This window comes from Priestia sp. FSL W8-0524, assembly GCF_038005965.1.
GTDB lineage: Bacteria > Bacillota > Bacilli > Bacillales > Bacillaceae_H > Priestia > Priestia zanthoxyli.
This window is the reverse complement of sequence record NZ_JBBOUG010000002.1, coordinates 1-23889: the sequence shown is the minus strand read 5'-3', so window position 1 is coordinate 23889 and position 23889 is coordinate 1. Positions and strand designations below refer to the sequence as shown.

29 protein-coding genes are annotated in these 23889 nt (G+C 34.4%); 13 read left to right on the top strand and 16 right to left on the bottom strand.

Translation table 11 applies throughout. The features are described 5' to 3' along the window. Positions 1 to 24 precede the first annotated feature (24 nt). The 5 genes from NST66_RS27410 to NST66_RS27390 all read right to left on the bottom strand — a co-directional run bounded on the left by NST66_RS27410 (position 25) and on the right by NST66_RS27390 (position 2074). Positions 25 to 330: a hypothetical protein gene (locus tag NST66_RS27410; protein WP_251623080.1), complete on the bottom strand. Its 306-nt coding sequence runs from the start codon at positions 328 to 330 to the stop codon at positions 25 to 27. Positions 331 to 351: 21 nt separating this feature from the next. Then, positions 352 to 603: a hypothetical protein gene (locus tag NST66_RS27405; RefSeq protein WP_335549840.1), complete on the bottom strand. Its 252-nt coding sequence runs from the start codon at positions 601 to 603 to the stop codon at positions 352 to 354. A gap of 28 nt (positions 604 to 631) precedes the next feature. Beyond that, on the bottom strand, positions 632 to 1096 hold the full coding sequence (locus tag NST66_RS27400) for a hypothetical protein (RefSeq protein ID WP_335549839.1): 465 nt from the start codon (positions 1094 to 1096) through the stop codon (positions 632 to 634). 482 nt (positions 1097 to 1578) lie between these two features. After that, the gene (locus tag NST66_RS27395; protein ID WP_029325370.1) at positions 1579 to 1827 is read right to left on the bottom strand and encodes a hypothetical protein; all 249 of its coding nucleotides are present in this window, start codon (positions 1825 to 1827) and stop codon (positions 1579 to 1581) included. A 31-nt stretch (positions 1828 to 1858) separates the two neighbouring features. Continuing rightward, the gene (locus tag NST66_RS27390; RefSeq protein WP_047933334.1) at positions 1859 to 2074 is read right to left on the bottom strand and encodes a helix-turn-helix transcriptional regulator; all 216 of its coding nucleotides are present in this window, start codon (positions 2072 to 2074) and stop codon (positions 1859 to 1861) included. 144 nt (positions 2075 to 2218) lie between these two features. On the opposite strand from NST66_RS27390, the gene NST66_RS27385 reads away from it, so the two are divergent. After that, a complete protein-coding gene (locus tag NST66_RS27385; protein WP_050691519.1) occupies positions 2219 to 2629 on the top strand; it encodes a helix-turn-helix domain-containing protein in 411 nt (136 codons plus the stop codon). Between the two features lie 173 nt (positions 2630 to 2802). Here NST66_RS27385 and NST66_RS27380 read toward each other — a convergent pair whose 3' ends face one another. Genes NST66_RS27380 through NST66_RS27370 form a run of 3 tightly spaced genes read right to left on the bottom strand, consistent with a single transcriptional unit; the run spans position 2803 to position 5760 of the window. Continuing rightward, complete coding sequence (locus tag NST66_RS27380; protein WP_335549958.1) at positions 2803 to 3390, bottom strand: response regulator transcription factor; 588 nt, start codon at positions 3388 to 3390, stop codon at positions 2803 to 2805. Further along, positions 3378 to 4772 (bottom strand): sensor histidine kinase, encoded by a 1395-nt coding sequence (locus NST66_RS27375; protein ID WP_240717523.1) that lies wholly within the window; start codon positions 4770 to 4772, stop codon positions 3378 to 3380. Before NST66_RS27375 ends, NST66_RS27380 begins: the two co-directional genes overlap by 13 nt. A gap of 7 nt (positions 4773 to 4779) precedes the next feature. Further along, positions 4780 to 5760 (bottom strand): alpha/beta hydrolase, encoded by a 981-nt coding sequence (locus tag NST66_RS27370; protein WP_335549720.1) that lies wholly within the window; start codon positions 5758 to 5760, stop codon positions 4780 to 4782. An 818-nt stretch (positions 5761 to 6578) separates the two neighbouring features. Between NST66_RS27370 and NST66_RS27365 the strand changes: the two genes are divergently transcribed. The 5 genes from NST66_RS27365 (at position 6579) to NST66_RS27345 (ending at position 11650) form a co-directional block, all read left to right on the top strand. Beyond that, positions 6579 to 7145: a hypothetical protein gene (locus tag NST66_RS27365; RefSeq protein ID WP_335549721.1), complete on the top strand. Its 567-nt coding sequence runs from the start codon at positions 6579 to 6581 to the stop codon at positions 7143 to 7145. Positions 7146 to 7608: 463 nt separating this feature from the next. Further along, complete coding sequence (locus tag NST66_RS27360; protein WP_335549722.1) at positions 7609 to 8910, top strand: replication protein; 1302 nt, start codon at positions 7609 to 7611, stop codon at positions 8908 to 8910. A 109-nt stretch (positions 8911 to 9019) separates the two neighbouring features. Continuing rightward, on the top strand, positions 9020 to 9760 hold the full coding sequence (locus NST66_RS27355; RefSeq protein ID WP_335549723.1) for a plasmid stabilization protein: 741 nt from the start codon (positions 9020 to 9022) through the stop codon (positions 9758 to 9760). 205 nt (positions 9761 to 9965) lie between these two features. After that, a complete protein-coding gene (locus NST66_RS27350) occupies positions 9966 to 10859 on the top strand; it encodes a sigma-70 family RNA polymerase sigma factor (RefSeq protein WP_335549724.1) in 894 nt (297 codons plus the stop codon). Positions 10860 to 11422: 563 nt separating this feature from the next. Then, positions 11423 to 11650 (top strand): transcriptional regulator, encoded by a 228-nt coding sequence (locus tag NST66_RS27345; RefSeq protein WP_182031079.1) that lies wholly within the window; start codon positions 11423 to 11425, stop codon positions 11648 to 11650. Between the two features lie 29 nt (positions 11651 to 11679). Here the strand turns inward: NST66_RS27345 and NST66_RS27340 are convergent, their stop codons facing one another. After that, positions 11680 to 12153 carry a hypothetical protein gene (locus NST66_RS27340; RefSeq protein WP_182031077.1) on the bottom strand — a complete coding sequence of 158 codons (474 nt, stop codon included), beginning with the start codon at positions 12151 to 12153 and terminating at the stop codon, positions 11680 to 11682. A gap of 353 nt (positions 12154 to 12506) precedes the next feature. On the opposite strand from NST66_RS27340, the gene NST66_RS27335 reads away from it, so the two are divergent. The 5 genes from NST66_RS27335 to NST66_RS27315 all read left to right on the top strand — a co-directional run bounded on the left by NST66_RS27335 (position 12507) and on the right by NST66_RS27315 (position 15774). After that, positions 12507 to 13400, top strand: a complete 894-nt coding sequence (locus NST66_RS27335; protein ID WP_182031075.1) for a type II toxin-antitoxin system PemK/MazF family toxin — start codon at positions 12507 to 12509, stop codon at positions 13398 to 13400. A 129-nt stretch (positions 13401 to 13529) separates the two neighbouring features. Beyond that, positions 13530 to 13724, top strand: coding sequence for a type IIL restriction-modification enzyme MmeI (locus NST66_RS27330; RefSeq protein WP_182031071.1), 195 nt, complete (start codon positions 13530 to 13532; stop codon positions 13722 to 13724). Positions 13725 to 13806: 82 nt separating this feature from the next. Next, positions 13807 to 14646, top strand: coding sequence for an HNH endonuclease (locus tag NST66_RS27325; RefSeq protein WP_318283067.1), 840 nt, complete (start codon positions 13807 to 13809; stop codon positions 14644 to 14646). Positions 14647 to 14680: 34 nt separating this feature from the next. Further along, positions 14681 to 15217, top strand: a complete 537-nt coding sequence (locus tag NST66_RS27320) for a hypothetical protein (protein WP_182031067.1) — start codon at positions 14681 to 14683, stop codon at positions 15215 to 15217. A 17-nt stretch (positions 15218 to 15234) separates the two neighbouring features. Continuing rightward, entirely contained in the window at positions 15235 to 15774 is a 540-nt protein-coding gene (locus NST66_RS27315) for a hypothetical protein (RefSeq protein ID WP_182031065.1), read from the top strand. Between the two features lie 730 nt (positions 15775 to 16504). Here the strand turns inward: NST66_RS27315 and NST66_RS27310 are convergent. The 4 genes from NST66_RS27310 to NST66_RS27295 form a co-directional block, all read right to left on the bottom strand. Further along, entirely contained in the window at positions 16505 to 16681 is a 177-nt protein-coding gene (locus NST66_RS27310) for an aspartyl-phosphate phosphatase Spo0E family protein (RefSeq protein WP_325078040.1), read from the bottom strand. A gap of 314 nt (positions 16682 to 16995) precedes the next feature. After that, positions 16996 to 17691: a hypothetical protein gene (locus NST66_RS27305; protein WP_182031709.1), complete on the bottom strand. Its 696-nt coding sequence runs from the start codon at positions 17689 to 17691 to the stop codon at positions 16996 to 16998. After that, positions 17688 to 18821, bottom strand: coding sequence for an FtsK/SpoIIIE domain-containing protein (locus tag NST66_RS27300; RefSeq protein WP_182031707.1), 1134 nt, complete (start codon positions 18819 to 18821; stop codon positions 17688 to 17690). The genes NST66_RS27305 and NST66_RS27300 overlap by 4 nt, the downstream gene beginning before the upstream one ends. A 12-nt stretch (positions 18822 to 18833) precedes the next feature. Further along, the gene (locus NST66_RS27295) at positions 18834 to 19133 is read right to left on the bottom strand and encodes a hypothetical protein (RefSeq protein ID WP_325077227.1); all 300 of its coding nucleotides are present in this window, start codon (positions 19131 to 19133) and stop codon (positions 18834 to 18836) included. Between the two features lie 530 nt (positions 19134 to 19663). On the opposite strand from NST66_RS27295, the gene NST66_RS27290 reads away from it, so the two are divergent. Further along, positions 19664 to 20608, top strand: a complete 945-nt coding sequence (locus tag NST66_RS27290) for a lipase/acyltransferase domain-containing protein (RefSeq protein ID WP_182030569.1) — start codon at positions 19664 to 19666, stop codon at positions 20606 to 20608. Positions 20609 to 20867: 259 nt separating this feature from the next. Here NST66_RS27290 and NST66_RS27285 read toward each other — a convergent pair whose 3' ends face one another. The 3 genes from NST66_RS27285 to NST66_RS27275 form a co-directional block, all read right to left on the bottom strand. Then, entirely contained in the window at positions 20868 to 21077 is a 210-nt protein-coding gene (locus NST66_RS27285) for a small, acid-soluble spore protein, alpha/beta type (RefSeq protein WP_182030567.1), read from the bottom strand. A 264-nt stretch (positions 21078 to 21341) separates the two neighbouring features. Beyond that, the gene (locus tag NST66_RS27280; protein WP_115652799.1) at positions 21342 to 21488 is read right to left on the bottom strand and encodes an FbpB family small basic protein; all 147 of its coding nucleotides are present in this window, start codon (positions 21486 to 21488) and stop codon (positions 21342 to 21344) included. A 427-nt stretch (positions 21489 to 21915) separates the two neighbouring features. Beyond that, positions 21916 to 22182: a hypothetical protein gene (locus tag NST66_RS27275; RefSeq protein WP_182030564.1), complete on the bottom strand. Its 267-nt coding sequence runs from the start codon at positions 22180 to 22182 to the stop codon at positions 21916 to 21918. 175 nt (positions 22183 to 22357) lie between these two features. Between NST66_RS27275 and istA the strand changes: the two genes are divergently transcribed. Further along, positions 22358 to 23889 (top strand): IS21 family transposase (gene istA / locus NST66_RS27270; protein ID WP_340843782.1); only part of this gene is annotated, 1532 nt, incomplete at its 3' end.

Sequence of the window (23889 nt, the reverse complement as noted above, 5' to 3'; positions counted from 1 at the left end):
ATACAAACAACTGTATAGCTTCTCTTAACCACCAAAACGAACATTTGAATTTACGCCGTCAGCTAGCGCATATGCCCCCATCACTACAATCAATCCAAGTGAACCACCAACAAACCAAGCAATACATTTATGTCGACCTTTATCTCCGCCTAAAATTAAAAAGTATCCTCCAACAATAAAAGCGAGGGCAGTAGCTACAATAGCGCCACGTTGAGCCCATTTAATAATTGATTTCCCACTCTCTATTAGGCTATTCATGCCATCTGCTGCCCCCAGGGTTAAATGCGAAGTTAACTGCGTCACATCCACGCTATTCAATAAATCTAACATGTATTTCACTCCTCTTTTTCGTTAGTTTTGTGTTACTGGAATGCTTTGTGATCTTACAGGAACTTGTTCAGCTTCTTTCGGTTCGTTTTTTTCCTCCTCCTCTTCTTCTTCACCTGTAAAAGCACTTAATGCTTGAAGAATCAAATCTTGATTTTCTTCAATAAACTGTTGGTGTTGTTGATGTAGCCAGTCATTGTATTTGTTTCCATTCACTTTCAGCAATTTTTCCACAAGATCTTTGGATTTCTTTAATTCCTTTTGGGAGATCGTCAAGATACCACCACCTTTCAAAACAAATCTCTTATTCTTCGAAATACAGTTCTTTTGAGGTTTCAATAAAATGAGAAAGTTCAGTTCCTAGTTGAGATGAGTCATATTCATCTAAATCAATCTGTTCTTTTAACTTCCCTTTCTTATAAACAGCAAGTGTTTCCCCATCCTGACTTAAACCATAGTCCATTTGGTTTTTCGTGTGATCGTATTGAGGATGATTACTATTTAACTCTTTTCCGTCAACTTCATTTTCCTTTAAAGCTTTTTTCACCTCATTCATATTTACTTCTCGTTTGTTTGCATTAAAAGAATATAGAACAAATCCTGTACCATCTTCTTTCATAAATTTCTTCATTTGAAGAGGACTTAATTCTCCTAGTTCACCATTTCCTTTCACTTCACTTGAATTGTAGGAAGAGACAAACGCTGTGCCTATTCCTAGAGCCACAACGATTCCTGCCACCGCAGAAAGTAACCATTTTTTGTTTTTCATAACCATTCTCCTTTATTCTTAATATTCAGACATAACAAGCGATTCTGAAACCTACCGAGAGTAATATTTTACCATAGGTTTAGCGATCATCTCTGTCTTTTCAAGGCTATGAAAGGAAATATATACCCGTTTCTGGCTGGAAGGGCAAACCCTATATTGGCATGCATAGTTTTCACTAAGCCCAATAATGCACAACGTTTTCGGCATGTACGAAGAACCTCGTGTATCTACTGTTTGAAGTGTTGTCGCTTCTTCGGATTTACCCTCACGCCATCACTCTTCACAGATCATGGATACACCGTCACTGTTTTGTTGCTAGATCACCGATGAGTTTTAGGACGCACTCATCGAACCTTTTTGTTATCGTATACCTTAACCCCCTTGTGATCCGTTTAGGGGAGGCACGCAATATGTAATTGTCAAGGTACCACTTCTCGTGCTCTCGGCACGTTTCAAAATCGCTTGTATGCTGCATCTAAGAACTAGCAGGTCTTTTGTAAAACTTCCTTCAATTCCTCATCTTTCTTTCTGCGCTTGGCGACGATGGTATGAGCCTGATCCATTACTGAGCGTACTTCATAATAAATATCAGCTACACGTTTGACATCGCCCGTTCCTTTTTCTACAGCTACCCCTCCTTTTAACGTATACAACTTTCCATCAAAGGTTTTGGCACTTTTCGCTCGTGCATCTGATATATCATAGAATGCTAGTCGCTTTTGTGCTTCCATGTTCATCGCCCCTTGTTAAGTATTCTAAAACTTAGTTCATATCCTTGTGACTTGGTAAGAAAATATCTTCTAACTTAAGATCCAGTGCCTCTGCGATCTTCTTCATATTTTCAAACGTTGGATATTGACGAGTCCCATTTTCGATTTGAGAAATAGTAGGTTGCGGGACTCCCGACAGTTGAGCTAGATAGGTTTGACTCCACTTTTTCTCCAACCTCTTTTCTTTTATGGTCTTTATTTCCAGCACCTCCTTGATTACATTATATTCTTTATCGACTAAGTTGTAAACATTTTTTACCTAAAAAACTTTAAACCTTTACGGTTAATTTCACAATAACTATTTATTTTGATAAAATTAATAAATAAATCTAAGGAAAGTAGATAGATAATTATGGATGAGCTAAAAAAATATATTGGTACAAAAATTAAAGAGTATCGTAAAAGCCTAGGTATGACCACCATTGAATTAGGCAAGTTATCTAACACTTCTCAGACTACTATTAGTGCTATTGAACGCGGAACGAGATTTGGCACATTTGAATCAATGCTAAAGATCTGTGAAGTATTAGGCATTACCCTTTACGACATATTACCTTCTGAGCAGAGTGAAAATTTAAATGTTCCTCAGGTTCATAATGAACGCATCGCACTTATATTAGATAGGTTATCTTCTGAAGATATTGAAGTAACAGAAACTCTTGTTATAAACGATATGTCGCTCTTAAGAACACTGAATAAATTAACCCCTAATCAAAAAAGACATTTATCCAATCACCTAAATTCGATAATAAATAATGATTGATTATCGAATTTAAATGTTACAGGACTTAATACTTTTAAGGGAGGGTCAAAAAAATACCCCTCCTCAAATAATCATAGGTGTGGTATAATACACAACCTTCTTTTTATAGATTTTGGTTCTCAAAAACATAAAAAAAGCAAAATGCAATGAAAAATTAGCTACAAACTAACTTCTCACTGCATTTTGCTTTTTATAATTCTTAATTGTCTTTTTATTGTCTCGACAGATTTATATAATTTGTCAGCAATTTGTGATTTATTTAATCCTTGTTCCCTTAAGGTATAAACTTCACGTTCTGTTGGTGTTAATATCTTTACTTTTCTTTCTTTCCTTAACTCTCCAACTAATACATTTGTGACATCGGCATGGAGGCTAACTTTTCCTCTAAACGCCTCTCTAATAGCGTCAGGGATGTCTCTATAAGATGTTTTTGTTAAGTAATTAACAACCCCTGTATCAAAGCATTCAAGTATAATATCCTTTTCATCCCAAGATGTTAGCATAATAGTTTTCCTTAAACCTTTTTTGTATAAATGCCTGGCGACTTCAAGACCACTTAGGTTTTCTTCGTCCCCCTCATCTTTTAATAACGTTAAATCCAATAAAACTACATCAATATTATTATAATCAACTTGTAACGCTTCTTCTTTGTTGTAAGCTTGTTTAACAACAATGATATCGTTCTCTTTTTCTATATAATCACTTATACATTGCATCCAAACAGGATCATCTTCTACAATCATTAATTTTATTTTGTCCATAGGCTATTCTCTCCTACTAGTTTAGAGTTAGATTGTTCATTTACCCTAAATTCAATAATTCTCTTGGAAGGCAAAGTTAATGTGAAAGTTGTTCCTTTTTCGACTTTACTTTTCACTAAAATATCGCCACCATGTTTTTTGAGGACATTGTAACAATAGGTTAAGCCAAGCCCAAAATTTGTTTGATTATGTTTTGTTGAATAAAATGGATCTAACACACGAGTAAGCTCATCTTTTCCGATTCCTTTACCCTCATCTATAAAGTCAATATGAATCTTCTTTCGAGTTTTGTAGACTTTTATTAAAATTACACCTTGACCATTCATTGCCTCACTGGCATTTTTGATTATATTTAAATAAGTTTCTTGTAATTGTTCGGTATCACCAAAGACTATAGCATCAACTTCATACTGCTTAATGATTGTAATATCAGGATTCATATTTAAGTAAGGTTTAAGCAAGTTAATTGCTGAATCGATACTTTCAGTTAGAGAAAATTCAGATTCTTTAAGATTTATAACATCCAACTTACTTTGAATACGCCTTGAAAGCTCTAAAACGTGATTCGTTGAATTTAAAACTAACCCTAGATTTTCAGCTGACTTTTCTTCAGGTGGAATCTGTTCTTTGATCTGATTCACTAACAAATCAATTTTAGCTATTTCATTTTTTATTGTATGGTTGAACAACGCTGTACCAGAACGCGCTGCTTTCATTGTAGAATCACGCATTTCTTTTTCAAATCTAATCCGCACTCCAAGAATTCCATACTTAACTCCAAAGTAAACAAATACAAGAAATTGGATTACAATAATCCAAGGATTATAGCGCCATACGCCCACAATCCCCAATGCTTCTAAGATAATATTTGTAGTTAGTGCAAATGTAAACATTGGAACTACAAATACACAAGTCAGTATTTTTCTTCTTTTAATAATTGGACGATCTTCTCGCCATGCGGAGTATATCAATAAAATATTAGCTGCTATCACATATGGTGCTACCCAAATCGCTAAAATACGAAAATCAACTCTAAACTCTGGATATACTTGAAACATAGAATACATAATGAAAATCGGAATTAGTAAAAGCAGCTTTAATATATTTCTCTTTCGGACATTACCAATGACATCTGAATAAACTATTCCAAAAATCAACATACCATATGGAGTAAAATAGTGTCCTATTGATGTAAATATTCCATCCAAGTGTAATATCCACTCTGGTCTATCTATCCCTTTTCCTAGTAAGGCCCCTATTCCTCCAAAGCCCCCACAAAACCCAATAACACTTGCCCATCTAATTTTCTCATTTTGAGGATTTCTAAAAAAAAGAATTGAACTCATTAACCACAGTAAAGCCACCATTATAAACATAAACATATGTTAATTACCTCTTTAGCTTATTTTGTAGAAACGAAATGGTATCCTTTGCAATTTTTTTTCGTTTAAGAACTATGCCTGCATGCCCACAATTGTAGACATACCGTGTAGGCTTCCCCCAAGATTCCCATAACAGATCTGCCTCTTGAATGTGAACGTATTGATCGTGTTTAGCAGAAATCAGTAGTATATTATCTTTATGCATTTTTGGAATGGCTTGATTCGGCTCGGTTAATTCCCAATATTTCACTAAATCGTTGTAATTCACACCATGAGACTCTAAGTCCTGTCTTATATACTTACCAGGAATCGTATTCCATATCGAATAACTAAGGCGATTAGAATAGAATATAGAAACTAATGCATCGATTTCTGACTCAAGTGTAGCAACTAAATTTGAGACAAAGCCACCAAGGCTAACACCTATTATAATTACAGGACCTTGTTTGTTATTCTTTATCCATCGAATTAAAGCCCTTAGATCAACAATTGCTTGTCTAGTCGATTCAACAGTCCTATTAATATTGGCACTAACCATAAATTCTCCACTATAAAGTGATTTCTCGGGCTGACGTTCTAGGTGGTAAGGAAGAGTATAATAGTACATATCCCATCCTAAATTTTTCATAATTGAATTATGAAAAATCTTCTTTACTCTATCAAACCCTTTCATTCTCCAACCATGTACAAAAATAACATTCGGCTTACTTTCATCTTCATTTAAAAAAGCCTCACCTCTTACGTAGTCATTGGAAACATCACCAGAAGGTATTAAACTTTCAAATCCAAATTCACCTATACTATATCTTTTGTCTGTAGAAGTTATGTCTAGTCCAATATCTGAAAGTGATGCTGGTACTTCAAAAAAAGTTTCTCTATCTATATTTATTGGTATATGGGCAGACTCAATATAATATTGATCCTCCTGGCTTCGGTCTTTATGCAAATCATGCAGAGCATAATGATCTATCAATTTTGAAAGTAACAAGTTAATATCTCCCCCCAGCTGATTATTCATTATTTATTTTTTGTTATTTTTTACATTATTTTTCATGATATCAAACTCTCGACTAGATTTACATGAATCAACAATCCCTTTATTTCTATTATATGAGAACTAAATAATCTCTTTTTGTTCACATTAAGATAAATAAAACTACTTTTTTACCATTTTTTGAATCATATGATAGTCTATGGTCTCATCTTTTATAAAAAAGAATTTTTTATTACTCTAATCAATGCTAAATGTCCCATAAACTCAATAAACATTTTCTACATTTGAAATAGAAATTATCTTAATTTAATTCTAAAAATAGATAATAAATGCTATTGATTCATTGTTGTATTGTTCCCTCCTATTTTTATAAAACAGAGTTGGGTGTTAACAAAAACAACAAGTTGACCTTTAGTCGAACTTAATAATCACCTTTCTAACTTCCAAAACTTAAGTTAAACTAAAAACTACATAAGTTCACCATGCATTCACCACAGAACACACCACCATTCACATAAGTAGAACTTAAGTTAAACTAACATCTTGACAGTTCATAATATAAACCATATACACAAATCCGAAACAGGAATTGTTGATTTTTTGTCGAAATCATATAAAATTAAATGAATAGATGACTGTGAACCGGGTGAATAACTACAAATCCAACAGGTGAATGACTGTGAACCGAGTGAACATAAGTAAACAAGGTGAGTGATTGACCGTGAATTGAATGAACCCTTATAAAAATCATATGTGAATGACTGTGAACTGAGTGAATGTACATAAAATATTAGTAAATGGTGGTGGATTAAATGAATACTTCTGAAAGTACAAATTTTATTGGCGTACCAGAAGCATCTGAGTATACCAATATTCCTCCTGAAACATTAAAAAGGTATTTAATTAATCATGAACAGTTTTTGAATTTCAAAAAAGAAGGTAGACGCTATAAAATAAGTATTGAATCACTAGATCTATTAAAAAAAATCCGTGAGCTCTATAGTGAGGGATTACTAAAAGATGATGTAAACGATAATTTAGCAAGTGATGGGCTTCCTATAACTATTACAGTCAAGAATCAAGACGAGAAAGGCTCTATCTCTATAAACGATGAGCTGAGTGAAATAAAAAAGATGTTACAACAACAAGAACAACAAATGACACAGCAAATGCAATTTAATCAAAAGTTAGTAGAAGAGTTACAGAAAGTTAGCCAAACCAATCAAGAATTAAAACAAATGATAAACAGAAAAGATACTGAGTTGATTGGTGAGTTAAGAAAAGGATTATCAGAAAGTAAAAGAATGATTGAAGAGGCTTCTGCTAGTGCAGAGTTAGAAAAGAAAAAAACATGGTGGGAAAAATTAATGGGTAAATAATAAAAGTTAATAATTATAACATATTTTCAATACATTGAGGAGGGGTATTTTTTTGACCCTCCTCATTTTTAAAAATGAATTGTATAATAAAACAAATTTATTGTTAGGGAAAAACAGTTAAAAAGAATTCTTTTGAGATATATTACTAATTTTTATTGAATTATGAGATTAATTAACGCTATAATAAAACTAACAAAAATGTCCGGAATAGAAAAAAGACTTCAACTGTTTAAGTAGTGCGACCAACACACTTAAACCGTTCCCCCTAATTGCGGTAGGGAAAACACTTGTCGAAGTCTCTTGTTAATAGAGTTAGTTTTTCTATAAGATAAAACTTATGTTTTTATTTTATATGAAATTGACAGCTATTTCAAGGGCTTAGTTCATCAAAATCAAGACATTGTTTTCCTTTTTCCAGGGAAACAGTGTCTTTTTTGTGTTCCTTAAAGGAGAAGATGAACAAATGACAAAAATATTAACCTGTTATTTAAAAGATGTAGATACCTTCAATGGACGGTTCAAATGGTTATGGACCAACAAGTCCACGCTTCGTAAAAAGAAAGAAGAGTTTTTAGACATTCTTCGTACCCACTTTAAACAACAACAATCTGCTATACATAAAGAATTTCCTAAAAAGAGAATGGAAATGCTCGATCACGTCATTTATAACCTAGTGGCTACGGGCATTCAAGCGATCCGTTCTGAAACCCTTATGAAGAAATTTAATGTGTCTAAAAGTACGGTTTCTCGTTTTGTACGCTCGTTAAAAGCGACTCCGTTTGTACTTGTGGCACGTTACATCAAAGAGGATGCAACAGGTACTCATCCTGATAGTTATGTATTTGTGCTTAAAAGTCATAAAAACTTTCAGCAAATTTGCGACGAAATCTTTTTTGCTCATGATACAACAGGTGTACAAACGCTTCAACAAGAAGAAATGACCACTCCTGTGACACGTCCTGTGACGCATCCAGAAAGTGCTAAAAACGTTGATACACCAAGCTTAGAGGCCGATAAATCACCTGATGCCTTTATTAACCTTGATTTACCTGTAAATCATATAAATAATCATTTAATATCTGCTTCACAGGCCTTCACCTATATCAAGGGTGTTCCTAAAAAAGTCAATCATGTCTATGCAGGTAAATATGGACATCAACTACAAGACTTTTATGCTCGTATTCAAAATGCTGCAAAATCCGTAAAACGAGATACAGAGATTGAGATTAAAAAAGAACACGTACATGATATTGCGTATACATCCATTGTAGGATTAGATAAATATGTACATGAAGCCAATCAACAAGGCAACCCTTTATCCCTACGGGATATGTGTCGATTAATCTATCAAATTGCTAAAAATCAATTTTCTGATTTAGCAAAGCCTAAAGACCAGGATTATTCATCAGTATACGCAAACCAACAAGAAGTTATACATAACGAAAGCAAAGAAACAAAAGTAGCTACACCAAAACGGATTATCCGCAAAGAACTGGTTCCAGATTGGTTAAAAGCTGAACAGCAGCAAGATCAACCTAAACAAGAAGCAGAAGTTACAGTGGAGCAACAGCTTGAAATGATTCAGTTAAAGCAAGATTTAGGGCAAGAGCTCACACCAGAAGAAGAGGGCTTGCTGCAGGAGCACAGCTCCACGTACAGCTTGTTGGAGATAGCTCAGGTAAAACAAGACTTAGGACAAGCTTTAACGCTAGAGGAACAAGAATGTTTGCATCAATACAATCAGTTAAAAGACACAGCTTCCTAACCCAAAAAAGTAGAAATCTCTTAAAAGCTGATGTTTTAATAGAATCTGTTTATTTAGAACTGTGTTCTAAATAAACAATAACTAATCATCTACACAGGAGGAGACAATTATGCCACACAAAATTACGTTAACCGGATCAGCCACAGGACCCTTACGAGAATACGATCGCTACGTTGCCTTTGATATGCGTGAAAAAGGGTCACCATCTGCGCCTAAAGGATTAAAGAAGAGTACCTTTATTTCGTATACCGTGTTTGTTGCGAAGAAAGCCTTTAATAAAACGGGGCTCACGAAGAAAAGCATCATGCATGAAAAATTTTTAATTCAAGGGGAACCAACGTTAGACATTCCCATTGATGAATGCCCCGGTGAAGTAGGAGTCATTTGTTTCCAGATTACCGTCCTTCCTAACAAGAATGATAAAGAGAAGAATCAATCGGAAGAGAAAAAAGACCCTAAACAAGAGGCTTCTGCGTCTCCTGAGACCCCGCAGAAGACGGAATCTAAAAAACAGGAAGAAGCAGAAACGGTACAGCCAGAAGTCAAAGAAGCACCTGTACAAGAGAAAAAGGCTGCGCCACAAAAGAAAGAATTACCGAATCAACCTAAAGGAACACAGGATCTCGTGAGCTTTGATGAAATTGTAGTACCTGAAGCATTCTTAAACACACGTCCGAACCCTGAGAAAACACAAAAGGTCATTGATTTTGTGAAGCGTACAGGACGCTTAGATGAGCCTTTAACGATTGAGAAGGGATCAAATATCTTAAAAGATGGCTATCGTCGTTATGTTGTGGCCAAAACGGTTAAAATGGATCAAGTCCCGGTTGTCTATGAGTATCAAAAGTAAGAACTCAAAGAAAAAGTAACGATTGTTTAGAGTTTCACTGACAAATTAGACAAAACAGACTAAACAAAGTGATAACTCATGTCCAATGGATACAAAGGTAAATGAAATAGGATTTAATCTCTGTTGAGGTCAGATGAACACCTTCACTACTATTCTCTATACGTAGCTTTCTATACATCTAAGACGCGAATTGGAGGGAGATATAGTGACTAAAAATCAAAAACTGTGGACGAAGGAAGAAGATTTATTTCTAAAAGAACAATATGGGCAGATGACACTCCAAAAAATTGGTGAATGTTTAAATCGTAGTAAAGAATCGGTTAATAAACGGGTCTCACGACTACAACTTCGCAACAACCAGAATGGCATACGCAAAAAATGGTCCCCTGACCAGGATACGTTCTTAAAAGTAAATATTAATAGAATGAACAATCGAGAGATTGGAAAACATTTAGGCAAGAGTCCTTCTTCTGTTGCGAATCGAATTAGGCTGTTAAAATTAGTACGAAAAACGTCATTACGTAGATGGACAAAGAAAGAAGATGAATACTTAGTAAAATGGTATGGAGTTAAGTCACTTGACCAACTATCTAGACGCTTAAAGCGAAGTATACAAGCATTAGAGTCTAGGTTATATCGTTTAGGTATACGTGGCGTAAGAGTTCATCTGGGAAATGTTACAGTATATGAACTAGCAGAGTGCCTGCAAGTTGATGTTCATACCATTTATAACTGGATTCAGAAAAGAGAATTGCCCTATAACATCTTGAGAGCAAACACACGAACATTTTTAGGAATCGATGTAGCAGCCTTTTGGAAATGGGCACAACAGAATAAGGAACTGATTAATTTTTCTAAAGTAGCCCCAAATACTCTTATCCCAGAACCCGACTGGGTAAAGGAACAAAGAAAATATGATTATTTTAATCGGCCTAAATATGAAAATAAAAAGTGGACTGAAGAGGAAGATGCCCGTCTATGGTACATGTTTTATCAAGAAGGTCGTACTCAACAAGAAATTGGTCAACTAATCGGTAGATCAGCCCATGGAATTCAACGGAGATTACACCGACTACGGAAAAAGAAGTTACCTCAATAAATCCTACTTTTTTATGATTGTTTTTACTGGTGCCACATATTAGTCCTTTCCATTGCACATTCATTTTGTGAAACAGCCTTTTTTATGAGAAAGGTAGCTCTAAAGAAGCATAGAAATTTAGGTTATGCTTGAAAATGTTATGTTTTACACTTTAACTATTATCTATTGTTTTATTCCATAAAGGAGAGGACCCCATAAGGATAGATGGGGTTCTCTTTTCTCTTTCACTAATTAAATGTTGTTTTTTGGCCTGATAATTTATGAATTCCTGGTGTTAGAGACGTTCTTACGTTCTCTGAGGCAGGATGTTTTTTATTTTCCATTATACCCAAAATCTATTCATACCTATAACAAAGACCGCCCATTACTTATTAGTTTATAAGGCGGTCTTAACTGTATGTATGCTATATGATTATTCCAAAAAAGTCGACAGGATACACGAATCGGCTTATTTTCTTCTATTCTATTCGAAATTTGACTCCTTATGCCCATTTTTTTTCTTTTCTTAGATTCAAAAAGGTGAAAAATGGACAGGCTAGAAGTAAAAGAGGAGTGTGAGATGAATGTCCTGGTGGAAGAATCCCAAAAGAACAAAGTTTGGTAAATTCTTAGATAAAGAAGGTATTACGCAGATGGATTTTGCGGATCGCAGTGGTGTGAGCAGAAATACAGTATGGCGTCTATGTAATGTAAAGGGATATATTCCAACACCTGTGGTCTTGAGAAAAGTTATGCGTACCGTCATCAAAATTGATCATCGTAAAGGTTTTCATGACTTTTTTGACGTATAAACCCCATGGTGTTTAGTTATAACATGGGGTTATATTTCGGTTGGAAAAGTATACTGTGTATCAATGATGCGATTTAGAATTAATTCAGTATGTAGGATGTTACGAATAGAAGCTTTGTCAGATGACAAAGAAATCACACCTTCTTCACCAATCTTTGAAAGAGTACACAAGTTTAGTAGATGTTTTTCATATGTTGCAGTTGCTTCATACGCCTCTCCGCGAATCTCAAATTGAAAGGAAATAAATCCATTTCTCACCTTTTTAAACCTCTTTAAATTGGCAATATCGTTTTCTTTTAAACTAGGAGCATCCAAAGTCTCCATCCAATTTCCCCCTTTTTCTGAAGGCATACTTAGAATATTAAGAACATCCTGATAAATACGGATCGCAAGTTCAAGTTGTGCGACTGGCTCAGGATCTTCTATATAATTCTTGCTTACTGATTTTAATTGGATTTCTAGAGCCTTCTTTTTGGCTTTAATAAGCTTTATTTTATCTTGCATATCAGAACCCTCCATTAGCTAAATAAACGCGGAAAAAATCCATTTTATACGTTGTTTATTGCTTTTGTTAATCTTTTAACTTTTTCTGTAATAATTGAATAATTTCCGTTATGAGTTAATCACGTTGAATAAGTGTTTCGTTCAATTGTTCCTGTGAATGCTCCTAGTTACTTTCTTGCTTTTTCAATCATTATAATGGTAACTGACAATAAAAACGAAAAAAATCAAAAAAAACCACGTGAATAAAAAAGGAGGATGAAACGATCATTCTCTTTTTTTATTTTTGTCCAAAAAACCTAAATGAACATTGATATAATACTATTATCATAAAAAATTGGGAGTGTATGGGATAAATGGAAATCAAACAGGGAGATATATTCAACGTAAAAATTGATGATAAAAAAAAGCCTAGTCCGTATTTAATTATTTCAAACGACATTATGAACAAAAATGGACGTACAGTAATTGTTTTATATATTACAGATGTAATAAGTAAAGCAAAACTGCCAAGTCATGTTGAAATAAAAGGAATCGATCATAACTTGCCAAAAGATTCTATTATTATAGGTGAACAAATTAGAACCATTGATAAGAATCGATTAGTAGAAAAAATAAGTCGTATTGATGATGAAACGCTTGAAAAGGTAGCAGAAGCGCATTCTTTTAATACCTTTGTTGATGCTAATTTTTTTGAAAAAGTAAATCTTTCTAGAGTGGATTTTGTGAAAGGGGAAAGGGTTTCAATTAAGGAAGATTATGAAAATGAATTTAAAGAATTCCCCATGAATCTAGAGGGAAAGAAAAGAAAAGAAAAAGTAAAAGATACAACAGTCCAATATGTCTGCGCATTTTTAAATGGTGGTGGTGGAAGGCTGCTTTATGGTATTGAAGATAAAACAAGCATAGTAAAGGGTGTTACGTTACTTCCAGAGGAAAGAGATCAATTATCGCTGGATCTTACAAGTGCTTTAAGAGATCGGGTTAACCCTAAATTAACGACTTTGAACTATCGTTTGGAATTCCATGAAATATATCAACGTAACCAAGAATCAAATGAGGATAAGCTTTTAGAGAATGAATATGTGTTAGAAATTTTAGTTTTACCACCTTTAGATCCTTCTACTGTTTATTATGAAGGGTCGCATAAAATTTGGACGAAGTTTAATGCACAAAAAGGAGAAGCTTTAAAAAACACCGAAATAACCGATTTTATTGTACGAAAAGCGTTATTAAAAAATAAAGGATGAGGATTATGGCAGTAATGGATCCAACTAAGCTTCTTGATTGGATAAAGTTTTTTCCACGTTACTTGTTTGTACTAACCTTGGTTTTTGGCTTATTGTTATTTGGTCCAGAGGTGTTATTAAGTAAGTTAGATGTCGTATTTAGATAAAGGGAGTACACTTGCCGATTTGTATGATTCCATTTCTATGCCTATGTATCCCTTAAAAGCTCATCAGAAACTAGATAAATTAGTTGATAAAGCTTATGGTAAGAATTTTAAAACAGATGATGAACGTATCGCTCATTTATTTGAATTTTATTCCCTTCATGTATTAGAAAATAAATAAAACATTAAAAAAGGAACCTGTAAAAGGTTCTTTTTTTACTATAATGGAACCTATTTCATATATAATAGGATTTTAGAAGGGTGTGAAAATATTGGGTGTTAAAGAAGAACATTTAGCCCTTACTTCAGGGATTGAGCTTGCTGGATATGCCGTTTCGAATTTTTGGGATAATTACGATGAAGCATTTGAGATTTTTAAAGATGAAATTATAGATTCAATTGTTAAAACCAATAAAATGACTGCTGTTCATTGGTATTTATACTATTTTCAAGATATTTCAGAAGAAGTAGGTAATCTCTTTGGAGCCGTGACACAAGAATGGCTATATAATTACGTCGTTAGAGTGTTAGAAGGGGTAAATCTTCAACCAGATCTTCCAGAAGTTGATTTTAGTCTTTGCAAAGAAGAAGATTGTTCGCATCATAGTTGCGAATTGACAGACAAAATCTTCGAATGGGCAGACTATCTTAGAATAAATAGTGAAGAAATCGATCATTTAATTGTACATGCTGCTTTTCAATTCATTTTCCAAGACAGAAAATTTTTGCATGATTTTCATTTAGAACTATCCAAGTTTGTTGAAGAAAATATCGATTATCTTAAGGAAAGACATCCTGACTTTGTCACAAATAAAGATAAAATCAAACGTGGATATTTTCCTATATGGCTAAAAAATGCAGTCTTTTTCAGAGATAAAGGAACTTGCTCTAATGCTGAATGTCGTTGCGATTTGTCTAATTTGATTCGTACACAAAATACAATACATATTGATCACATTATTCCATTAGATCTTTATGGAACTAACGATTCGTCGAATTTTCAACTACTATGTGAAACGTGTAATACCTCCAAAGGCGGGGGATCAACACTTACAAGTTCTATAGGCGTGCCTTGTTGGAACTTAGAAAAAGAGACGGAATAATTAAATGTTAAAAACAAAATACAGGGGTCTTAAAATGGCACGAAAGGGAGAAAAAATAACAAAAGAATTCCTTGAATCACAATATGGATTAGAGGTTGTTAAAATACCAGAAACAGATCAAAAAACACCAGACTTTGAAGTGAAGAGAAATGGAGAATTACTGTTTTATTGCGAAGAAAAAACGATGAATGAAGATGATTTTGAGGGAGAAAAACCAGATCCAGCATATAACTCCATAACGAGAAAAATTCATGAATCTGTTAACCAATTTAACAGCGTGAACGGGAAACGTAACTATCCTAACGTGTTGGTCCTTAATAACATGGATAGTTTAAGAAACATTAATGATCTTGCGATTACTGTAACAGGAAAAGCGTTAACAGAAGAGGGGAAGTGGCTACAAATACGGAACGTATCGAATACCACACAAAATGATAAAAAGATTGTTGATTTGATTTTGTGGTTGGATAAGGGCAGATTTATTAATTTTGTCACTCTTAATCCTACATATACAAAAGATTTAGCAGAGTTTTTCGGTGTTGAAGAAATTCATCAAATGGAAACAAAATAAAAGGAGGGGATTATTATATGGGACATCCTACCCTTTTTAGCATTGGTCCTATTGCTACTTTAGCGGGTAAATCAAAACATCGTAAAAGTGGATTAGAAAAAATAAGATATTTCATCTCTAGATTGCAAGCTGAGCTTATTATTATTGATCCATATTTTTATAACGCTGCCAATAAACAGAGTGTAGATGATTATATGAAAGAAATTTCTGGTGTTCTATGTTGGTTCGAAAGGGTAAAAAGGATACATGTTATCTATAATCGGAAATATCATGATCGAGAAATTCGCGAAGCTTTTATGAAACTACAAAGAGAATATAGTTGCAAATTCACAGATACTCATACAAAGTTGATTCATGATAGAATATGGATGGGAGACAGAAGTACAGCCAGGTTATTGGGAAGCTCTTTCAACTCCATTGGAAGAAATAAAATTAGCTTTATGTTACCTTTGCCTTCTCAAGATTTAACCGATTTACAATATTTCTTGCAAGAAAATAAATTGATACCTGATGATATGCAAATAATTGATACTACTATATATGAAGAGCCTTTTTAGGCTCTTTTTTTAAATTCGAATTCATAATCCAATTGCTCCATTTTTTCTTTTGAAATTTCTTTTACAAATGAATTGATTCGATTATAAAGATACAAAAGGTGATGAAAATGATTTGGTGGTTTATCTGTTTTTTTGCTTTGATCATGTGTGGAGCTTGGAGCTTTGATGGCGATGATAATTGCTAAAAAAAGGACTTCACTACGATCAAATGTTTGTTCTGTATGGTTATTTTTTGATGAAGATTGTTGCAGAAGAAAAAAACGATGTTATATTGATTTTAGACACCTTAGAAAAGGGATACATATTTCCGTGTGTAGTCAAAAAAATTTTAAAAAATTGTAAAAAGGATTTTTTCTGTTCTTCTTAAATTAGATAAACAGAGTTATGAATATTTTTTTGAAACAATCGTCTCAAAAGCTCTACCTTTTATACATATGACAGTTTACCTAGTAATTAGTCCTTATGGAAAAAATGTGCTATTGTTTACTTGCGGTTATATTTTGGTACTTTATAATTAGCATTCCATATAAAAAGCTATCTGGCTTATTGCTTAGATAGCTTTTTATGTTGAAGTAAAAGTATAAAATACCTTTACTTTATTATCCAAATTATTTATAATTTACAAGTCGATTAGTAAGTTAATCACCACTTACTACAAAGCTATCGCTTTCTCATGCTAGGCCAATGCTGATAGAATGCGATAGCTTTCTATGTATAAGAAAGATAAAATCTACTTCATTAAGCTAATTTTATGTAATTCATTTAACAAGTAATCAATGAACTGGCTGACTTGAAGTGTGTTGTCACTTGTCATTCCTTCTTCTAATGCTACTTGAACCATATCCTCCTTGGCTTTTTCTATCTCTATAATTAAAGTTTGTTTTAGAACACCTTTATACCCCTGCAATGACCATCTCACCCATTTACCAAAAATGTTAATATTTATAACCTATTTAACAATAAATGTCTTACGCTCATATATCAACAGCTAATCTCTAAAAGGGTGAGCTATATAACTTGTAAAACGGTCTTAATAGCTCGAAACTGGGAAATAAGGGTGTGAATAGTCGTTTTGAATTTACACAAATTAATGGAAAATGTGGAATTTTTGTAATAAATTTGCTATTATTTAATTGCTGTAACATTTACATTTCAACGAGTGTGACATAAAAAAGCTGCCTCATTCCCTGTATTGAGTCGGCTTTTTTATGTTGACCGTCATTATGTGAGATTAATTTTAATCCCACCGGAAGAAGCTGAGGCCCGTGGCTTTCCATCTCTTTGTTGTTTACCCACGCTCTTATATTTCTCCATCAATTCATGGATACTTGCTACTTGTATAATACGGATATGTTCAGAATTAAGAGCATAACGAACAGGTGTAATCAAAATGACGGAAGGGAAGATGGCCGATCGGTCCTCTGGTTGCCAATGCAAGGATCTCCACTCATCCGAAAAGAAAAACTCTTCATAAAGGTTAATCTTCGCTTGCATTTTCTGTTCGGAATACTGATTGCGCTGTATTTCAATCCAAAAAGGAGATCCTTTAAAAATACAAAACAGATCCGGTTCAATTCCTCCTTTTCGTCCAGTGGGCTTATCTTCGACAATGACCTGTTTAGGGGTGCTATACGCACACATCTGCTTATAGGTATCTAAAATAGAAAGGAAATGTAGTATTTTTTGAGAGTTCTTTTTGATCTTCGCATCTACAGGTAAGTAGACCGTCGGAGAATACTGCTGTGTACGTTCAATTACCCCTAATCTATATAAACGTACCATTACACTATTACATGCATTTATAGGCGATTTAAGCTGTTTAAAGAATAGGTCAACTAAAGAGTCTCGATCCACGGCTCTGAATTGATGAATAAACGCTATGATGTCTTTATCACGCTGAGATAACCGGAAACTCATCGCTGCTCCTCCTTCTCTAATAACCCAAAGATGGACTGTGATACCACTTCTAGTTCTGGTTCAGGATCTTTCACGAGCGTTTTATAAGGCGTAAGTATTTCCTTACAAGCTCCTTCATCTAAGAAATAGGCTTGAAATTCTTTGACCTCATCAATTTTAATTTTCATGCGTCCCCTGGCTGCGGCATCGATTTCTTCTGCCCCAAGTACACCTGCCACCTTTGCATTCGTGGCATCGGCTTGCCTTCCAGAGATCCGAACTCGTAAGTTTGCTTTGAGTGCCGAATTCAACAAATCGGCATCGGGACGCTGCATGGCAATAATCGTATGAACACCTAGTGCTCGACCTTGGCTGGCAAACTGTTGAATCATCTCTACAAGATCCGTTTCTCGTTTGATTATGCTCATTTCATCTACAACCACGACAATCCGAGGCAGCTTAAACGGAAGCCTGCTGATATGAGTCACCCCATGCTCTAACAATAAATCGCCTCTTCGATACATTTCAGCTCGTAATAAAGCAAAAGGTTTTCTCATATCCTTTGCCTCAAAACAAAGCGCATCTACATGCTCAATCCCGTGAAACAGCCCTAAATCAGCCCGTTTAAGATCCACTAAGACTAAGCGCAAGTCTTCAGGAGAGGCATACTTTACCCATGTTGTGAGGATCACACGCATGAGGCTACTTTTTCCGGCTCCAATTTCGCCAGAAATCAGTAGGGTTTCTAAATCAGCAAAATCCCATGAAACAGGGTTTCCATAGATATCTTGACCAATGCATACCGGAAGCTCCATTTTCTCAATATGAGGATGTACGACTTCATAACCGTAGTTAAGCATCTTAGGTAGACTTTTGTGATGAACGGTAATACTAAAATTCTTTAAGCTGCCGTCTATTTCAATATTGCTGCCTAATACTTGGCGTAACGCCCATCTCTTTTTGTTTAAAAGGTCAGGATCAATGCCATTTAGTAAGGAAAAGGCGTACCGGGTGTACGTATGGTGGTTCTCGATTTGATGAATTTTTGGAAAGAGATAAGAGGTACGGTCTCCTCGTTTCACTATCCGGTAAATCTCTGCCGTACGAAACGCTTTAATCAGTTGGCCACGCAGTTTTAGTTTTTCAAACATCCATATTCCTCCTCAAAACATAAAGGTCGCAAAAAAGTAAATCAACGCACTATAGAAGGTAACAGGCAGGATAAACCGCATCACTTTCGCAAACTGATCAACCAGATCTATGACACCCCATCGTTCTAATATTCGTTCGATAATAGCGATTCCTAAGACGATACCTCCTATGGTCAAAATAGTGGGGTCAAGCATGGCAAGTGGACTAAATGGGACAAAGGAATATGCCTTGAATGGACGAGGCTTTGTGGAAGGCTTAAAGAATGGTTGATGGAGGAAGTTTCGAAAACCAATATCATGTGTTTTTCTCATGCTGGTACCTTCTTTCATTCGTTTAATTTTTTTGCGTTTTACATACCTATTTTTTCAGCTCAACCCATCCGGTCGCCCCCTTCGCCTCTTCGGCTCAGCTCCCTTACAGGTTCCACAAGTGGCTTCATTAGGCGTATACAGCTTGTATTAACGCGGTAGCGATACTGAACTTGCTACTGATTAGGTAATGGAGTTAAGATTCTTTAGATACTATGTAGCTACTGCAGTAAGCTTGCCTGTCCAATCGAAAAATAACAAAGACCCCTTACCGTAGTAGGTAAGGGGTAGCTAATTATGTAAGAAAGAATAGGTTTTTATATGCTGGGGTTGTCCTAATTACTTACCTTTTTCATGAAATGGACAAGAAATTCCAAGTTGTCTACACAGCTAAAGGGAGTATACGAGAATTAATAAGGGTTGATTAAATGATGTATTTAAAGGGATGTATATGTATTAGTTAGCATAATCAACGGAATCTCAAATAAAATGGTAAAAATCTACGCTTACGTATAGCTTCTGGAGGAATATGCATGTTAAATGACCCAATAAACAAGATTCCTATTGTTTTTGTACCTGGAATGTTTGGATCGATGAGTGACGTCATCATTCCTGGTACTGGTAGCTGGAGCTTTGGAAGCGCAAGGTTTATTTATGAACCTTTTATCCACCAATTAGAAAGTATAGGCTATCAATGCAATAAAGATCTTTTTATTTGTTTTTATGATTGGAGCCTTCGAATTGATGATTCTGCTCAGCGTTACTTAATCCCAAAAATTGAGGAGATAAAATTAAAGACAGGCTGTAACAAAATAAATTTAGTTTGTCATAGCATGGGAGGGTTAGTCGCTCGTTCTTATATTCAAGGAGAATACTACCTCTACGATGTAGATAAACTCATTTTATTGTGTACACCTAATGCAGGTTCTGCTCCTAATTACAGTTTTTGGACCAGAGGGAAAGCACCTGTAAAATCGTCATTAGAATTCAATATTGTTTACAACACGATGGAGATGTATATACGGTACCTTAGTACACGTTATAGACTAGATAGGGTACAGGCTGTTCATACTTATTTTAAAGGATTGCAAGATGTTATCCCAGGAAGAGATTACGGGGACTATTTGATAATAGAAAATGGTGATTCAAAGGAATTTATATCTTATCAAACGATGAAGACGAAAAATAAATTTCTAGATAAGCTGAATAACCATAAGAGTATAATAAAAACCAGAGGTATAGACGTTACATTAATTGGAGGATATGAAAAAGATACTATTTTGTACTTAAAAGTCTTTCCTACTATGTCCCCTAACATTGAAGGGAAAGCGAAAGGTATTTTGAAGACAAATGTTGGTGATGGAAATGTGGTACTAAATAGCTTATTTTCTTTAGATGGAGACAAATATATATTACATGGAGACCATGTAGAAGTTTTATATAAGAGTGGGCCTATTTTACGTGGAAAACTGCAATAGCTAGGACAGGCAGTTTTAACAATTGATGAGAAGTAATCTAAAAGAAGAATAAAACTTAAATTTTTGAACAAACTACGAAGATAAGGACCCCAATTCCTTTTATCTCAAAGTATGATGTTCTTAAGAAAAAGAAGCTATTCTAGGGTAGCTTCTTTTTCTTATTTTTAAAACGTACATTCAAGAAGTTTCTCTATTTTTCTACGATAAAAAGGAAGAATGGAGTGCATTCTTCCTTTGGCCACTACTTTATAAAGTTGTTTTAAGAACGTCCGCCGCCGAGTTGTTGCTCAGCCATTTGTACAAGACGTTTCGTGATTTCGCCACCTACTGATCCGTTCGCACGTGCAGTTGTATCAGGACCGAGGTTTACACCAAATTCACTAGCGATTTCATATTTCATTTGATCGATTGCTTGTTGCGCACCGTATACTAATAATTCGTTATTGTTGTTATTTTTATTGTTTGCCATTTTATTCAGCTCCTTTAAAGTTTACAACGTTAACATGTGTAAAAGAAGAATCATTTATTCATAAAATAAAAAAATATTATTTGGATGTTGTTGTTTTATAAATATATATCAAGCAGAGAAACTGCTTTCATCTTATAAATAAACATCTCTTTCCTAGTTAAATAAAAATAAATATTTGAAGGTGCAATTACAGATAGCACTCATCAGCATACTAATAGGAAGATATAAAAGATAAAAGCCACTTATCTAAGTGGCTTTTATTCCTTATTTCTTTAGAATGGTTTGCTTTATCGCATGCTCATGCCGATAGTCAATGCGTTCTTCAATTTGATCTAATAATCTCTTATCTTGTTGAATCTGATTTTTATTCTCATTAATTAGATGTTGAAATGAGGGTTTTAACTTTCGCATAAAGGCACTTCTCTCTCTTGAAAATTTTTATATAAATTAGGTGTAATTATAATCATTATACGAAATAAAGCAACTTATAAGACTTGATGAAACCGTTCTTTCCTTTGTATCCAAATGTTGCTTATACTCTTTGTTTTTTTGACGTTTTTTATACATTCTCTTTCATAATGGAAAGTATACAGAAAGCATAAAACAAGAGGTGGAACAAAGACGAACATGCTAGTTAACGTAGAATCCAGAGAAGAAATGAGTATAAGTAAATTAATGCAAAAGCCAACTTGAATAAATGTTAAGGAAAATATATTTAAAAGACTAAAATGAGAGCAAATAAAGGAGTGAAACTGTAGGTGTGTCTGTACAATGCCTAAAGTCTGTTTAATGTCACATAAAAAAACCAAGCAGAGACTTATTTTACTCTGCTTGGTTTTTAATTGTGTAGTCTATCCTCAAGTTCAACTAACCGTTTATCCATTTCAACGAATTTTTTTTCTAAATAACGATTATTGGATTGTACATGTTTTAGTACGCCCTCAATATCTTCAGGTTGATTTAATTCAATTTTCGTTACAGTTTCCAGTATTGTTCCTGTCGCTTCTTCTACTGTGCTTATTCTATTTTCAATTTTGTCCAATCGACTATTAACTTGCGTAAAGCCTGCTTCAACAGCTTTTAATACCTTTTCTAACTCACTCATGTGTTATATTCTCCTCTACTGCTTCTTACCTTTTATTTTATCAAAAGACAAAAACAAAATAAACTCATATGTATTTAGTACTCTAAAACTAAGCCAGCATAGTCATTAAAAATCCAGCCAGTTTATAATAAACCCATGCAGACTATTTTATAGGTTCATGGGGGAATTTGGGGAGATGATTACGCTGAAAAAGAAACAGGAAATTATATTACTGCACGTACGAGAAGGTTATTCTCAGAGAAAGATTGCCAGCTTAGTAGGCGTTAATCGAGAAACCGTAGGAAAGTATATTCGTGAGTATGAGACGAGGAAGAAAAAATTACTGAGTAAAGATAAAAATGCGGATACTGGTGAACTTATTCAAGAAATTGTAGAGGCCCCAAGGTACAAGAAACGTGATTCCAAGAAAAGAAAGCTATCTAAAGAGATTTTACATCGTATTCAAATGCATCTAGAAGAAAATGTGCAGAAAAAGCAACAGGGGTTAAGGAAACAAATAAAAAAAGCTGTTGATATCCATGAATCCTTAGAATCCGAAGGATTCACCATTAGTTATAGCACAGTTCTTCGCACGATAAGAGCAATGGAAAAAACAAAAAAAGAAGCATTTATCAAAGGAGCTTACGCGCCTGGACAAGTTTGCGAATTTGACTGGGGAGAAGTCAAATTAATGATTAATGGGAGAAAACAGACCTTACAAATGGCTACATTTACGTCGGCTTACAGTAACTTTAGAATGGCTTATTTATTTACAAAACAAAAAACGGAATGTTTTCAAGAAGCTCATTCGTTGTTCTTTAAGGATATTGGTGGTGTATTTCACACTATGGTTTATGACAATATGAAAGTAGCCGTAAAGAGATTTATTGGTACGGACAGAGAACCTACTGAGGGGCTGATAAAGCTTTCGCTTTATTATTCATTTCATTACCGTTTCTGTAATACAGCAAGTGGAAATGAAAAAGGACATGTAGAGCGAAGTGTAGAGATGATTAGAAGAAAGGCATTTGCCTTTCAAGATACCTTTGACACATTAGAAAAAGCAAATCACTATTTACATGAAATTTGTTTAAAACTCAATCACAAAGAGAAGAACTCATCATCTTATTTGACACCAAATGACTTAATAAAAGAAGAAAAGAAGTATTTATTAGTCGCGCCCCCGCCTTTTGATGCAGCACGAGTGATAAATGGACGTGTGACTAAGTATTCAACTGTCATCGTTGATCAAAACTACTACTCTGTACCCGACCATCTAGTTGGAGAGATGATTCGGATCAAAATTTACAGCGATCATATTCAATGTTTTTATCAGGAAAAGAGAATCGCTTTACATCCACGAAAAACTGGAAATCACGAATGGAGCTTACATCTTGAACATTATTTGTATACCCTACAAAAAAAGCCTGGTGCATTAGCTGATAGCACAGCATTACAACAGGCAAATCCAAAATTAAAGAAAATATATTACTCTTACTATACCACTCACCCTAAAGATTTTATAGAGTTAATCCACTTTATTAAGTCTGGAATTACTATCGAACAGATAGAAAAAAGTATTCAAGAACTCTCTACTCTTCATCCTAGCCACATCACCACAGATAAGATCAAATTAATCTGCGCGAAACAAAGAGAAGGACTACATTTACCTACAGACTATTCATCTCAGAAAACCATCGATATCGAACACTATTCTAAACAACATCT